The sequence below is a fragment of the Thalassoglobus sp. genome (genome assembly GCF_048270125.1).
Lineage (GTDB): Bacteria > Planctomycetota > Planctomycetia > Planctomycetales > Planctomycetaceae > Thalassoglobus.
In genome coordinates this window covers 195,826-210,391 of the sequence record NZ_JBLWTN010000003.1, presented here as the reverse complement: position 1 = coordinate 210,391, position 14,566 = coordinate 195,826, and the positions used below count along the sequence as shown (strand labels likewise).

Genomic DNA, 14,566 nt, shown 5'->3' with positions numbered 1-14,566 from the left:
GTCGGGAAATGTTTGTATACTTTGCGGAGAAGTTTGTCTCAATCGATTTCAACTCAGGATTTTTACAGTGTCACCGGACGTCTCTCCAGAAGCTGAATGCTCAACTTCACAAGTTGGCAACGAACAATTTGTCAATATCGCTGCGTATCAGTTTGTGACGTTGGATCAGTTGGAGCGACGCCGTGAAGAATTAAAAGAACTCTGCAATCGCCTGGTCCTGAAGGGGACAATCCTGCTGACTCCTGAAGGGATCAATCTGTTCCTCGCCGGGAGTCGCGAAGCGATTGATGAATTCCTTTCATTCATTCGTAGCGAGCCGGCCCTCGCGGAGATCCCAGTCAAAGAGAGCTTCAGCGATTATCAACCGTTTGAGCGAATGCTGGTAAAAATCAAGGAAGAGATCATTGCCTTCGGTGTTGATGGTGTTGATCCTCGGGAGAGGACATCAAAGAAGCTTCCAGCTGCTGAACTGAAAGCATGGCTCGATGCTGGAAAGGAAGTGATTCTTCTTGATACCCGAAACGACTACGAAGTTCGGGTCGGCACATTTGACGACGCTCTCCCGATTGGGGTCGACCATTTCCGAGATTTCCCCAAAGCTGTCGAGAAACTCCCTGAAGAAACGAAAGACCGGCCCATTGTGATGTTCTGCACTGGTGGGATTCGCTGCGAGAAAGCGGGACCGTTTATGGAGCAGGCGGGATTCAAAGATGTGTATCAGCTTGAGGGAGGGATCCTGAAGTATTTCGAAGAATGTGGCGGCGAGCACTACACTGGTGAATGTTTCGTCTTCGATAAACGTGTCGCACTCGACCCATCTCTCAAGGAAACAGAAACAACTCAGTGTTACGCCTGCTTGGCACCACTGACGAAAGAGGACCAGCTTTCCGAACTCTATGATCCGCCTCACAGCTGCCCTCACTGCCATGAATCTCCTGAGCAAAAGCAACAAAAAAGACTGCAACAACGAATCGAGAAGCTGCAGGCAGTAACAAATCCGTTACCGGGAAGTGTTCCCTACGAAAATGCCCTTCCTCTCAACGTGCCGGCGCAGTTTGATCAATCGACCCTGCTGGAATTTCTCACCGGGCGCTTTCCTCAATTCAGTCAAGAGTATTGGCAACTGGAATGTGACCAGAATCGAATTCAGCGAGAAGGCAAAACCATCCCGGCGAATCATATTGTCCGTGCGGGGAATCAGTTTGCCCATCTGGTTCCGGCAACCGTAGAACCGGCTGTCTCCCCTGAAATTTCGATCTTGCACGAAGACGAATCACTGGTCGTCGTGAACAAGCCGGCTCCCCTGCCCATTCACCCGAGTGGACGGTTCCATCGAAATACTTTGCAATGGATTTTGAATGAGGTGTATCACCCATTCCATCTGCGTCCAGCACATCGACTCGATGCCAACACGACGGGTGTTGTTGTCTTCTGCAAAACACGATCTGTTTCCAAAGCTGTGCAGCCGCAATTCTCAGAAGGGAGTGTCGAAAAAGTTTATTTGGCGAGGGTTCAGGGAGAGGTCGACTGGGAATCCCAGATTAGCCGAGCTGGCATCAGCCGCGAGGCGGGTGAGTGTGGTGGTCGAGTGGTCGACAATGAAGAGGGACTCAAGGCTGAGACACATTTCGAACGCGTCCAGCACTTCGATGATGGAACAACCTTGTTGAGAGTTGTCCCGAAAACAGGACGGACGAATCAGATTCGTGTTCACCTTTGGCATCTTGGTCACCCAATTGTTGGCGATCCGCTTTATTTGACCGGACAGCGATATGGTGAGTCTCAAACACATGAGCCTGGTCAAGAAATGTGTTTACATGCTTTAGAATTGACTCTTTCACTCCCTGATTCGCAGCAAAGAGTCACCTTCTCCGCAGAACCTCCCGGATGGTCGAAACCCTCGTAACTTGTTGTCAATTCACGACGTCGAGCAACTTCGTCCGATGGACGTGGCGTTCCGTCGACACAAAAACGAGAAAATTGTTGCCACGATGCAACCTGTGACGTAGGTTCTTGTACCCTCAAAACAACATTGCTCCCGGCAATCCGATTGTTGTTCTTTCCGCTTCCGACAGGAGTCGAACGCGGAAAGATTCACATGATGTGAAGCAACACTCGGGCGTGTTCAGTTTTCAAAAGAGCTGGACGTTTCCAGTGCGTTCCCCGACGCGCTGTGAGAACACGTATGGTTCGTCGGTTGAGCGCAAGTTCTCTCTGACCGGTCCTTTTGACCTGAGTTCTCGTTCATCAACTTTCGAGCCCTGAATGCCGCGTAGAGCAGCAGTAGATACAGAACAGCCCTCTGTCTTTGCTGTCGATGAAATTACAACATTACAACGAATCGACTGCGTCCCATCCGTCACAGTCGGGCGATCCAGTCATCGCCATGAAAAGAGAGATTCTCGATGAGCACTCAAGGCTCCCTTCTTGTTGTTGATGATGACAATCACATTTGTGAGGCGATGGCGGACTACCTGCGTAGCCTGGGCCATCGAACAGAAACGGCGACGACTTGCCGGTCTGCGTTGGATCGCATCAAGGAATACAACTTTCACGTTGTTGTTTGTGATGTGAATCTTCCCGACCAGGACGGGTTTCAGCTTCTCGAATGGGTTGTTGCCAACAAGCCTGAAACGTCCGTAATCCTGCTCACAGGTTACGGGACTATCGAGAGCGCAGTTGAAGCAATTCGGCTCGGTGCGTTCGACTATCTCACGAAACCGGTCATCGACGATGAATTGAATTTCTCGATTCAACGTGCACTCGGACAACGAAAAATTGTCGAAGAGAACAAGAAGCTGAAGCAGCAACTGAATGAGAAACACGGGATCTCGAACATCATCGGTCGCGACTATAAAATGGCGAAGATGTTCGATCTGATCGAAAGCGTTTCCGATACTCGCACGACCGTTTTGATTCTCGGAGAGAACGGAACAGGAAAAACAATGACCGCCCGGGCGGTGCATCAACTCAGTTCACGAAGAGACAAACCGTTCGTCGAAGTGGCTTGCGGGGCACTTCCGGATTCGCTGCTGGAGAGTGAATTATTCGGGCATGTTGAAGGCGCCTTCACCGGAGCCTCTCGTGACAAAGAAGGGAAATTCCTGCAAGCAGATGGTGGAACCCTCTTCCTTGACGAAGTCGGGACAGCCTCCCCAAGCTTACAAGTGAAATTACTTCGAGTCTTACAGGACCGAGAATTTGAGCCTGTCGGCGGGACAAAAACTCATAAAGTCGATGTTCGGCTCATTCTGGCGACAAACGAAAGCCTCGAAGAACGTGTTGCATCCGGTGAATTCCGACAGGATTTGTACTACCGGATCAACGTCATCTCCGTGACACAACCTCCGCTCCGCGAGCGTTTGGGCGATATTCCACTTCTTCTTGAACACTACATTGCTGAATTCAATTCTCAAACCGGGAAGTCGATTCGCGGATTTGACGATCAAGCTCTTCAAGCACTGCAACGCTACAACTGGCCCGGAAACGTTCGTGAACTGGTCAACGTTGTAGAACGCGCAATTGTTTTGACGAAAAACGATATCATCACAACCATGGACTTGCCGGAGCAACTTCGACGAGACCCCGTGGAACAACCTGGCGCAATGAATCGCCTTGCCGGGAATGCGAATTTGAAAACCGCCCTGGCCAATCCCGAACGACAGATCATCCTCGATGCTCTCGAACAGAACGGCTGGAACCGCCAGGATACCGCTCGCCTACTGGGTATCAACCGGACGACGCTCTACAAGAAGATGAAGAAGTACGACATCACGTACGAAAACCACGCACAAATCTTCTAGAACTGGTCTCAAAACTTGCTGTTCACTTCTCTGGTACAGAGAAAGGTCGCAATTCCATAGATTCTGAGACTGCTTCTAGAGAAATGCGTTCTTCACAGGCACACGGTAGAGCAAACTGCTCTCAACACTTCATGCCTTCATGTCCGCCACGATCGTGAAGGCGAATACGTCTTCAAAATGCACTTTCAGAGTATGCACTAAAAGAAATCCCGAGTGCCACTGTGTGCGATGTCACATCGAACACAAAGCTTGAAGCAGGGAGAGAAGGCTTCAGGCGACTGATCGCTAAGAGAGAATTAGCAAATCAAAAGTGACACCCGGGATGGCGGAGAGCGAGTTGACCCGTGCGAGCGAATCGGACTTAGTTTGCTCCGTCGACCTTCGTGACAAAGGCTGTATCGACGGCACTCATGCCGCCGTAGTAACGTGCCTTGATACGCAGTACAACATCTCGCTCGAACGCTGATGAACTTTCAGATCGTTGCAAGAATGTCTGAACAGGCCAAATTTCTGTCCAGATGAACTGGCGTTTAAAGTCACCGAGATACCAATCTTGTTTGGCACTCCCTCCCTGCTCGTCAATAAAGGGTGAGCTAAGTACCTCCAGCATGTTGTGAACTGGGTTGGCATGTCGAGTTTCACCATCGACGGTGGTGACGTTAACCTCAGTCGAATTCACAATGCTGCGAGCCGTTCCGCGGAGTGCTTCGGGAACGAGTAACTGTTTCGCCGGGACGATAATCGGTCGCTGGTCGCCATCAATGCGGTCATCTTTGACCTCGGTGGCTCGATAACTGAGAATCTCTTCGACATCAGTCCAGTCGACCAATGGAACAGCGTCTGAAAATCCGGAGGATGTCGTATTTGTGGCTCCCACAAAGTTTCTGTTCGATCCATCGCCAGCGTACAATGCCTGACCGGTTCCTGATGGACGATAGACGAATTTCCCGACAGCGGCGTCGGCATCGGTGACCGCGCGGACAATGGTCCGTTCACGTTCTTGACGGAGATAATAACCGAGCGCCATCGCACGGCGGTTGATCTCCCCTGTTTGATCAAAGGCGATCAATTCTTCGTTGATGCTGAGAATCCGGCCTTGTTTGGACTCCTGCGAGGTCACAAACTTTTCTTCAAAAGTGGACTCTTCGTAGTTGTGTCCCTCTGCAACTTCAGTTGGCCCTGCGAGTGCGCGGAAACCGGCGATGCGAGTGTTTCGCAAGTTGCTTGGAATCACAGTAACGAGATGGTCGCCAATGAATCCGGAATCGTCTGCGTAGCCTTCGATCACTTTGCGGCCAATCAATTCTCCGGTGACTACCTGGAAGAGATGGCTGCTGACTCCGGGGTTCGATTCTTGCAATAAGTGCGTGAGTGCGCCAGGAGATTCAAGAGCAAGGTCGAGCGACCGGCTTGATTCCTGAAGAGAGCGAAGTTGTGACAGAACCCCGCAAGCGTCAGCGAGTTCGCGGTAAGAGAAGTCATCAGGGGTGAGCTTCTTTTCATTGAGTAACTCAACGACTTTGTGATAGAAGCCAGCGGCTCCATGGGATTCAATCAGAGTTTTAACAGGTGTTCCGTACATTGAGACCTCAACGTTTCTAGAGTGGTGTCTTCTGAATGGGATTCAAAATTTGGGTTTCAAATTCTGAGAGAAAGAGAGTCCGCCAATTGAAAGCGAATGAATCCATGTCATGGGCTTTGTTTTGGTTGAGCAGCGCAACTTGTTAACCAAGGCCAGCATGAACGTTGGAACTCGAAGTACAGAAGGCAGAACAGAGTGTGACGCGGATCGATGCGACGGTCCCGTTTGTAAACTCTGCGGAACGAGCGATCGCACTTCCGGCAGGCGCGGCTTCGATTTGCTGGTTCATTAAGCTGGAAGAATTTTCGTCAGGCCCGATCGGTTGGCCGAGTTCATAATTGCCGGGACTGCAATCGAGTTCGTAAACGCTGTCAGAGCTGATGTCGACAGAAATGGGAAGTGAATCACCTGGCCCGGAAGCCTGGTGAGCGATCCCGAGAAATTTTTCAGCAAAGCCTGCCTGCGTCGTGGCGAGATCGGTGTCCCAAACCAAATCGGAAGCGGGACGTGCGAATGTCCCGTCAAGCCAGAGGAGATCCCCCGCTTCGATAATGGTGTTGGCATCGACGCGAATTTTCCTTAACTGAACTTGTCCAGAACGAAAGCGAAGTCTGTTCATGCTTGTACTCTTTAGCTAAAGGTGAGTGAGAATTTGAGAGGACTCAGGTCATTGCGACTCGGCACCATCAGCGATGAACGCTAATGAGTCTTCGGGCAGATTGAACCGGTCACTTTTTTCGAATTGCCTGAATGAAGCGGTCGTCTTCGCTGGCAGATTCGAAGAGAGAAGACCTCTCCCGACTCATGACGAGCGAGGGCTGTTTGATCTCGGGAGTGAGGAGACTCAGGCGGTCCTGAATCATCTGCTCCTGGAGTTTTCTGTCGCTTGTGGCTTCAAGCTGAGAGATAAAAAAGTTCGTCACAGCTCCATCGGGGAGTCTCGATTCTGCAAGGAGATCATTGACTTGTTGCTTGGTTTGCAGCTTCTGGACCAGTGACGAAAGTTCGCTGTTTTGAATTTGCAATCGTTTTTGCTCAGAGATGAGCGTTTCGATTTGCTGCTCAAAATTAAGCAGAGGCGTGTTTTCCTCGGCTGTCACATTGTCGGCTGATGTTGATTCGCTGAAGGTCTTGGTCGTCGCTGGATTGACGACCGCATCGACGGAAATGACATCAACAATTTCATCGACGACTGTCCCATCAAGCGAGCGTTTTGCTTTGACGACGTGTGACATGCCGATCCCAGGAGTGTCCATTTCCAGAAGTTTGAGAAACGTTTTCCCGGAATCGGTTTCGAGAACATGAATATCTCCTCGAATACGTCCCTGATCGTAACGCGGATTGGTGATAGAACCGACCAGATCGCGAGTGCTGCGATCATGTGGCCGGGTTCGATCCCTGGCATGGTCGAGAAAGACAGGTTTTGCGTCGTAGAGCGGGACGGCCGACTTGAGCGAAGATTCTGAGTACGTGTAGCCGTTTTTTGACTGTTCACCAGTGAGAGCGACATTTTTGACGAGTCGCTGGCTTTCATCAATCGAAAGATTCTGATTCCAGTCCTGGCAGCGTTCAGTGAGAGTGGTTGAATCCATCGTACCTTGCCAAAGTGTGAGAAATGAAAGGTTTCATTCCCATTCGGAGTGGTTGCGCGGATTCCGACTCGTAAAGCTAGACGAGATCGGTAAAATTCTGTCACTTTTAGCAGAAGAAATCGCTGAATAGACTAGGATCAATTGGTTCTACGCAATTGCCAGAACGGGCTTTGTCGTGTAGGGTTGCCCGACGTTTGGGGATGAAAATGTGTTCCCACCGATGTTCATTCGACACAATGGATCAGAGTTGACTTATGACGGATTCTCCTGAACGGAACGAATCAACTGGCGGAAGTGAAAACCAGGAGAAAACTGCTGCGCGGGGTCGAGGCAGCCTTCCATATTATCTGCTGATTATGCTGTTCTTCATTCTGGTCATGTGGGGCTGGCAGGCGATCAGCAACGCCAATCGAACAGAAGTGGAGTACTCCTTCTTTCTCAGTCAGATGGAAGAGGGAAATGTCAAATTCGCTTCCATCAAAGGGCTGCAACTTCTTGGTCAGTGGAAGAATGTTGAGACGGCTCAAAACGAACTCAACAGCATTGTCAAAGATCTGAATGAAGATCTAAAAGAGGGAGAGAAAGAAAAGAAAGCTCCTGAGTTAACGGACCTCTTCGTGACAAATGTCCCTGCTCAAGAGAACGAAAATCTTCTGCGCCGCATGGAGGCGAAGGATGTCAAATACGGTTCGGCAAATGAAGATATGTCGATCCTGGTTTTGCAGTCGATGATCTACTTACTGCCATTCATCTTGCTGATGGCGTTTCTCTTCTTTGCAATGCGACGCTCTTCTGATCCGATGGGATCGGGCGGAATGTTTGGGAATTTCGTCAAGAGCCAAGCCAAGAGATTCCAGCCGAGTGACAGCCAAACAACTTTTGATGATGTCGCAGGCATGGACCATGCCAAGACAGAATTGCAAGAGATTGTGGAGTTCTTAAAAGAGCCTTCAAAGTTTCAGCGACTCGGTGCTGAAATCCCGAAAGGTGTTCTGTTGATGGGGCCTCCGGGAACCGGAAAGACACTCGTTGCACGTGCTGTCGCCGGTGAAGCGGGCGTTCCGTTTTTCAGCATTAACGGTTCAGAATTCATTCAGATGTTCGTCGGCGTGGGGGCAAGTCGTGTTCGGGATATGTTCCGGACAGCGAAAGAGAACGCTCCCTGTATTTTGTTTATCGACGAAATTGATGCCGTCGGACGTGTGCGAGGTGCCGGAGTTGGTGGAGGTCACGATGAACGTGAGCAGACTCTCAACCAGATTTTGAGTGAAATGGACGGGTTCGAATCGAATGCCGCAGTGATTGTGGTCGCTGCAACAAACCGTCCCGATGTTCTCGACCCTGCCCTGCTTCGTCCGGGACGATTTGACCGACATGTCGCAATCGATCGGCCGAGTCGTGAAGGTCGGCTTGGAATCCTGAAAGTGCATGTCCGCAAGGTGAAGTTGGCGGAGACAGTCAATCTCGAAGAAATTGCGAACGGGACGATCGGTTTTTCTGGTGCGGAACTTAAAAACATCGTAAATGAAGCAGCTTTGCACGCTGCCCGTGATGGAAAGAATGAAGTCGAGATGGAAGACTTCGACTCAGCCCGTGACAAGATCATGATGGGTGTCCCACGGGAAGATATCATGAATGAAAAAGAACGTCGCATGACCGCATACCATGAAGCGGGGCACGCGATACTGGGCTGGATGCTTCCCGAAGTTGATCCTGTTCACAAAGTGACAATCGTTCCTCGCGGACGCGCTTTGGGAGTGACTCAGTTTGTTCCCGAGGAAGAACGTTTCCACATGGGCGAAACGCGATTGCGACAGCAACTGGCGATGATGCTCGGTGGTCGCACCGCTGAAAAATTAATCTTTGACGAATACTCTGCCGGAGCTGAAGACGACTTGAAACGCTCGTCACAGATCGCTCGCCGCATGGTCAGTGCCTGGGGAATGAGCGAGAAAATCGGCCCTGTCGCCTACCGTGACAGTGACGAGCATCCGTTCCTCGGCAAGGAAATGCACGAGCAACGCAAGTACAGCGAACAGACCGCTTTTCTCATTGATCAGGAAATGCGAACAGTGATGCTTGAAGCTCAGGATCTGGCGATGAAGACGCTGTCCGAGAATCGCGAAACCCTCGAAAAACTGGTTGCGGCTCTCATGGAAAACGAAGTTGTTTCTCGCGAACATCTGGTCGAAATCCTGGGACCACGAAGAGGCATCGATGGTGAGAACGAGCCCGAAATGAATGGGGAACAGCAAAGCGACTCTTCGGAAAGCTAAAGGTCGATCAATCGCTGAGATGAAGTTTCAGGAGGATCTTGTAGCGAGAGACAGGTTGGATTGGTACAATTCACTTTCGAATTCTCCTTGTCTATCCACTTGTGAAACATGACATCCGAATCGAAATCATCGCAGTACAACCGTCGAGTTTTCCTGGAAAACAGCGCCCGAAACGCTGCCGGACTCGCGGCGGGAGCCATGGGCCTGGGAGTCGCCAGTTCGCCCAATGAACGCCTGCAAATTGGCGTGATCGGACTTGGTTCGCAGGGAGAAGAACTGACTGAAACGCTCTCCCGGACAAATATGGTGGAGATCGTAGCGATTTGTGATGTTGATGCTCGCTCTTTAGCGTATGCCCAACACGAAATTGCGAATCGACAGACTTCAAAACCAGTTGCTGTCGGGCGGCATGAACAGCTTCTTGAGAAAAGTGATATCGACGCGGTTGTAATCGCGACTCCCGATCACTGGCATGCAAAAATGGCAGCGGATGCTTTGCTGGCTGGCAAAGATGTTTTTCTGGAAACGCCGGTTGCTCACTCGATTCACGATGGTGAACGTCTATGCCGTTTGGCAGAACAGACGAATCGCATCGTGCAGGTCGGTTTACCGCAGCGACATGGAACTCATTTTCAATCAGCGGTTCAGCTAGTACAGAGCGGATTTCTGGGAAAAATCCATCTTGCGAAAGCATGGGCAGTCCATCGACGAAAATCAATCGGACGCTGCGCGACTTCTCAACCTCCAATGGGAGTTGATTACAACCGATGGCTGGGGCCAGCTGAAGGCCGCCCGTTTCAAGAGAATCGTTTTCATCAAAGCTGGCCCTGGTTTTGGGACTTTGGGTCCGGAGAACTGGGACTATGGGGAGTGCATCATCTCGACGTGATCCGCTGGGCTCTCAAACTCGATCTTCCAAATCGAGTCGTTGCCACAGGAGGGAAACGCAGCTTCAAAGATGACAGGGAGACACCCGACACACTTTCTGTCCATTACGACTACCCGGATGTTGAAGTTGTGTGGGAACATCGACAGTGGTCGAATCGAGGAATTGAAGGACGCTCTTCGGGAGTTGCGTTCTACGGTGATGCGGGAATTCTTATCGTTGATCGAAGTGGCTGGAAAGTTTACGACCACCGAAAAGATGGACATGCCGATGCCAGTGACATCAAAAATTCACAAATGAGCAGTTTCCTGAAGTCCGTCTCGTCTCGGACAACGCCGATAGCCGGGCTGAGAGATGGCCAGAACAGTTCCAGTTTGTGTCACTTGGGAAATATTGCGTATCGTTTGGGACGGGAAGTCACCTTTGACCATGACCGAAAAAACTTCGGAACTGACGCCGAAGCAAATGACTTTCTGGAATCGCAAAGTCGCGATCCGTGGCGATTGACGGAGGAGAAATGCCGCACCAGAAGTTGATCATTGACGCTGATCCCGGGATTGGAGATGCCGTCGCGATCGCGCTGGCGCTGTGTGATCCAACTCTCGAGGTAATCGCTTTGACCTCTTGCGGAGGACTGGTTTCTGGCGAGCAGGCGTTTCGAAATCTGCAGACGATCACATCTATTGTTGACCCGTCACTCTGGCCAAGAATCGGCTTAAGCCGGGCCAATGCCGTCTGCTGCGACGATTCGCCGGTGCTGTCGGGAATCATGAAAGGTCAAGGAGCGCACGGCCTTGGTGAATGTGAACCGATCACGGCAGATCTTCATCAGCCGACGGAGTCCGCGAAACTACTTGTCGAACTCGTCCGAGCCTTTCCGGGCGAATTGACCCTCTTAACACTTGGGCCTCTCACAAACATTCAGTCGGCAGCGGAGCGTTCGCCATCGTTTCTTTCTGATCTGAAGCAACTCATCATCTGCGGCGGGTCAGTGGCGGTCGGCGGTGATGTCACAGCGACTGCAGAGTTCAACATGTTTGTTGATCCTGACTCCTCGCAAAAAATCCTCACCTCCCCTGCCAATAAAACAATATTACCGATCGACACTTCGCATCAATTCGGCTTGAGTTTTGACGAATACGATCAACTTGGAATTGATGTCTTTTCACGACTCGGACGATTGCTGAACGAAACGATTCCATTCGCCTTGCGAGTCTCACGAAATCAACTAGGGCGGGAAGGAATTCTCCTGCCGGAAGTGGTCGCTGTCGCAGCGGTTTCTCATCCTGAATTGTTCGAGCAAACAGCAATGACGGTTGATGTCGAGTTGACTGGCGGGCTGACAACCGGGATGACAGTCTTTGATCGTCGAGGGCTCCCCCACTGGAAAGAAAACATCGAAGTGCTCACAGACGTTGATGCCCTGGGGGTAAAAGACTACATGCTGCGTCTCATTCATGCTTCGAAATTGGGGCAATAAAGCCCCTGCCGACCGAATAAATCTGCCGCTCCTTACTCCATGTATGGTCCCTTTTTCGCTTTCAAACCAAGCCAAAATGATCGTCATCTCTGTCAACTACAGCGATTTCAAGAGTCTGGTGAGCGATTTCATGTTGCAAGCGTGGTGCTCGATGCTTTCGCATTTCACAGCATTTTCAATGCTTGTCGTGCCCCTGAAAGTCACGTTCATGAACTCGCAGACTGCTCCCGACGAGGCTGAATGTAAAGACCAATCTTGGATTTGCCCTGGAAACACCCTCTCGCGGCTGCTTCGGGGTTCCGAAAACCGTGGTTCGTATTTATCTGAAGAATCGCTATTCTTCAGAATCGAAAGTGGAAGAAATTCCGCATGAGCATGAACAGTTTCCGAAGAAAGCAATGAACGAACACAAACAGATCGCAGCTCGACATCGACGGACTCGCAAAGACCATGCGACGGAAACGGCAGAGGACTATGTCGAAGCGGTCTCGGAGATTATTGAAACCAATGGAAGTTGTCGGGTTGTCGACTTAACGAAGCGGTTCGACGTTTCGCATGTGACCGTGACCCGAATCATCAGCCGATTACAGAAAGAAGGTTACGTCACCACGGAACCTTATCGGCCGATTGAACTGACAAAATCGGGAGAGACACTCGCAGAAACATCCCGCAAACGGCATGAAACAGTATTTAACTTCCTCGTCGCCTTAGGGGTTCCAGAAGAAATTGCAGAGATTGACACCGAGGGGATCGAGCATCATGTCAGCGAGAAGACTCTGAAAATCTTCCAGAAATTTGTTTCACAAGCGCAGACGAAATAGCGAACGCACGGAACCACACAAGGACGAAAGGTTTTGACATGGCAGATACAGCCGTTCTGGAAATCAAGGGCCTGAAAACATACTTCGATTCGCCCGACGGAGTCGTCAAAGCTGTCGACGATCTGACACTCACATTGAAGGCCGGTGAGACAATGGGCCTTGTAGGAGAGTCCGGGTCTGGAAAGTCCGTCACCTCTCTCTCAGTGATGCGTCTTCTGCCTGATCGTGCTGCAACAATCGCTGGAGGCTCGATCTCGTACCTGGGCCGAGATCTGGTGCGGCTTCCCGAGCGGGAAATGCGCAACCTGCGTGGCAGCGACATCAGCATGATCTTTCAGGAACCGGGAACCAGTTTGAACCCTGTGTTCCGGGTTGGAGTACAAGTCACCGAGGGGATTCAACGGCACTTGAAAGTGAACTTTTCCGAAGCGAAGCGGCGAACGATCGACCTCTTCAACGAAGTCGGAATCCCAGAACCCGAGCGCCGTTTTCACAGCTATCCTCATGAGATGTCCGGCGGCCAGAAACAGAGAGTCATGATCGCACTGGCGCTCGCCTGCGACCCCGAGATCCTCATCGCTGATGAACCGACAACTGCGCTCGACGTGACAATTCAAAGGCAAATTCTCGATCTTCTCCGAGACCTTCGTGATCAACGCGGAATGTCAATCCTCTTTATTACGCACGACTTGGGTGTAATCGGCGAGATCGCTGACGACGTTGCGGTAATGTTCCGGGGACGGCTGGTCGAGCATGGGCCGGTCGAAGAGATTTTTGCAAACCCGAAGCACCCATATACAAAAGGACTTCTCGCCTGCCGACCGAAACTGGAAAGCACTTTTCGACGTTTGCCAACCGTCAGTGATTTCATGGATGCACAGAAGCTTCCGGATGGAAGCTACGAGGTCCAGGAGAAGCAACTGTCAGCGGAAGCAATTAAGCAACTTTCGATGACCGGGCGCGGACGTTTGATCCACCCGAAAAGCGAATTACAAAAGATTGGGCATCCTTTCTCAGAAATCAAAGAGGATGCCGACCTGCAAACCGTCCCGGAAGGACGTCGACCGATCCTAAAAATCGAGGATTTGAAAGTCTATTACCCAATCCGGACCGGGATTTTTCGGCGGGTCACAGATCACGTCAAGGCGGTCGACGGGATCGACCTGAAAGTTTACCGAGGGCAAACGTTGGGCCTTGTTGGAGAATCTGGCTGCGGCAAGACGACAACCGGACGAGCAATTGTTCGACTGGCTGATATCACAGCAGGCAAAATTCAATACGAAGGAATCGATATCACATCGCTGCGAGGTGAAAACCTGAAGAAGTACCGCAGCAATGTCCAAATCATTTTCCAGGACCCGTACAGTTCTCTGAACCCTCGAATGACCGTGGAAGGGATGCTGGTCGAGGCGATGATGATTCATGGAATTCTTGGACGTCGCTCAGAACGTCGAGACCGAGCGGCACATCTTCTTGAAGAAGTCGGCCTGGAGACGGGGCATTTGCGTCGTTATCCGCATGAATTCTCCGGTGGACAGCGTCAACGAATCAGTATTGCGCGGGCGTTGGCTGTGAAATCCGAGTTTATTATTTGCGACGAATCAGTCTCTGCATTAGACGTTTCAGTTCAGGCTCAAGTCTTGAACTTACTGAAAGACCTTCAAGAAGAACATGGGCTGACGTACGTGTTCATCAGCCACGACCTCAGTGTCGTGAAGTTCATGTCCGACATGATGGCAGTCATGAACGCGGGGAAAATCGTCGAATTTGGCCCCTCTGAGTCGATATACGAAAATCCACAGGAAGAATACACAAAGCGGCTCATCTCATCGATTCCGAATGATTCTCTACATCTCATCCGTGAACGCGTTGCCAGACGAGCACAAACAAGATCGAAACAGAAATCATCGAAGTGATGCGACTGGAGCATCTTTCGAATTGGTGTACAGGTTCTGCCTCGTGGCGAACAGTATTTTTGCTAGAAAAATGCGTTCTTCACGGGCACACGGAAGAGCAAACTGCTCTAGCTTCCTTTAGGTCTTCAGTGTCCCATTTAGCACCCGGTGAATCACCGGGTTAAACGACCGTGACAAATGCAGCGAGATGACAGCAAATTTACCCTGAAT

The 14,566-nt window shown here is 50.8% G+C and carries 10 protein-coding genes; 7 read left to right on the top strand and 3 right to left on the bottom strand.

Features of this window, described 5'->3' with window-relative positions; genetic code table 11:
- The first annotated feature begins 67 nt into the window (after window positions 1–67).
- A complete protein-coding gene (locus ACN0YR_RS05220; protein WP_417848138.1) occupies window positions 68–1,906 on the top strand; it encodes a sulfurtransferase in 1,839 nt (612 codons plus the stop codon).
- 499 nt (window positions 1,907–2,405) lie between these two features.
- Window positions 2,406–3,803, top strand: a complete 1,398-nt coding sequence (locus ACN0YR_RS05215; protein WP_417848137.1) for a sigma-54-dependent transcriptional regulator — start codon at window positions 2,406–2,408, stop codon at window positions 3,801–3,803.
- Between the two features lie 361 nt (window positions 3,804–4,164).
- Here the strand turns inward: ACN0YR_RS05215 and ACN0YR_RS05210 are convergent, their stop codons facing one another.
- The 3 genes from ACN0YR_RS05210 to ACN0YR_RS05200 all read right to left on the bottom strand — a co-directional run bounded on the left by ACN0YR_RS05210 (window position 4,165) and on the right by ACN0YR_RS05200 (window position 6,977).
- The gene (locus ACN0YR_RS05210) at window positions 4,165–5,385 is read right to left on the bottom strand and encodes a hypothetical protein (protein ID WP_417848136.1); all 1,221 of its coding nucleotides are present in this window, start codon (window positions 5,383–5,385) and stop codon (window positions 4,165–4,167) included.
- Window positions 5,386–5,527: 142 nt separating this feature from the next.
- On the bottom strand, window positions 5,528–6,004 hold the full coding sequence (locus ACN0YR_RS05205; protein WP_417848135.1) for a hypothetical protein: 477 nt from the start codon (window positions 6,002–6,004) through the stop codon (window positions 5,528–5,530).
- Window positions 6,005–6,113: 109 nt separating this feature from the next.
- Window positions 6,114–6,977: a hypothetical protein gene (locus ACN0YR_RS05200; protein WP_417848134.1), complete on the bottom strand. Its 864-nt coding sequence runs from the start codon at window positions 6,975–6,977 to the stop codon at window positions 6,114–6,116.
- Between the two features lie 254 nt (window positions 6,978–7,231).
- On the opposite strand from ACN0YR_RS05200, the gene ftsH reads away from it, so the two are divergent.
- The 5 genes from ftsH to ACN0YR_RS05175 all read left to right on the top strand — a co-directional run bounded on the left by ftsH (window position 7,232) and on the right by ACN0YR_RS05175 (window position 14,356).
- Window positions 7,232–9,253, top strand: coding sequence for an ATP-dependent zinc metalloprotease FtsH (ftsH, locus tag ACN0YR_RS05195; protein ID WP_417848133.1), 2,022 nt, complete (start codon window positions 7,232–7,234; stop codon window positions 9,251–9,253).
- A gap of 108 nt (window positions 9,254–9,361) precedes the next feature.
- Window positions 9,362–10,675: a Gfo/Idh/MocA family protein gene (locus ACN0YR_RS05190; protein ID WP_417848132.1), complete on the top strand. Its 1,314-nt coding sequence runs from the start codon at window positions 9,362–9,364 to the stop codon at window positions 10,673–10,675.
- The gene (locus ACN0YR_RS05185; RefSeq protein WP_417848131.1) at window positions 10,657–11,619 is read left to right on the top strand and encodes a nucleoside hydrolase; all 963 of its coding nucleotides are present in this window, start codon (window positions 10,657–10,659) and stop codon (window positions 11,617–11,619) included. The genes ACN0YR_RS05190 and ACN0YR_RS05185 overlap by 19 nt, the downstream gene beginning before the upstream one ends.
- Window positions 11,620–11,927: 308 nt before the next feature.
- On the top strand, window positions 11,928–12,440 hold the full coding sequence (gene mntR, locus ACN0YR_RS05180; RefSeq protein WP_417848130.1) for a manganese-binding transcriptional regulator MntR: 513 nt from the start codon (window positions 11,928–11,930) through the stop codon (window positions 12,438–12,440).
- A gap of 38 nt (window positions 12,441–12,478) precedes the next feature.
- On the top strand, window positions 12,479–14,356 hold the full coding sequence (locus tag ACN0YR_RS05175) for an ABC transporter ATP-binding protein (protein WP_417848129.1): 1,878 nt from the start codon (window positions 12,479–12,481) through the stop codon (window positions 14,354–14,356).
- Window positions 14,357–14,566: the final 210 nt, after the last annotated feature.

Excerpts from the sequence above, each read along its gene's own strand:
- ACN0YR_RS05190 (WP_417848132.1), top strand. The coding sequence starts at position 9,362 with ATGACATCCGAATCGAAATCATCGCAGTACAACCGTCGAGTTTTCCTG.
- ACN0YR_RS05210 (WP_417848136.1), bottom strand. The coding sequence starts at position 5,385 with ATGTACGGAACACCTGTTAAAACTCTGATTGAATCCCATGGAGCCGCT.
- ACN0YR_RS05175 (WP_417848129.1), top strand. The coding sequence starts at position 12,479 with ATGGCAGATACAGCCGTTCTGGAAATCAAGGGCCTGAAAACATACTTC.
- ACN0YR_RS05215 (WP_417848137.1), top strand. The coding sequence starts at position 2,406 with ATGAGCACTCAAGGCTCCCTTCTTGTTGTTGATGATGACAATCACATT.
- ACN0YR_RS05200 (WP_417848134.1), bottom strand. The coding sequence starts at position 6,977 with ATGGATTCAACCACTCTCACTGAACGCTGCCAGGACTGGAATCAGAAT.
- ftsH (WP_417848133.1), top strand. The coding sequence starts at position 7,232 with ATGACGGATTCTCCTGAACGGAACGAATCAACTGGCGGAAGTGAAAAC.
- ACN0YR_RS05185 (WP_417848131.1), top strand. The coding sequence starts at position 10,657 with ATGCCGCACCAGAAGTTGATCATTGACGCTGATCCCGGGATTGGAGAT.
- ACN0YR_RS05205 (WP_417848135.1), bottom strand. The coding sequence starts at position 6,004 with ATGAACAGACTTCGCTTTCGTTCTGGACAAGTTCAGTTAAGGAAAATT.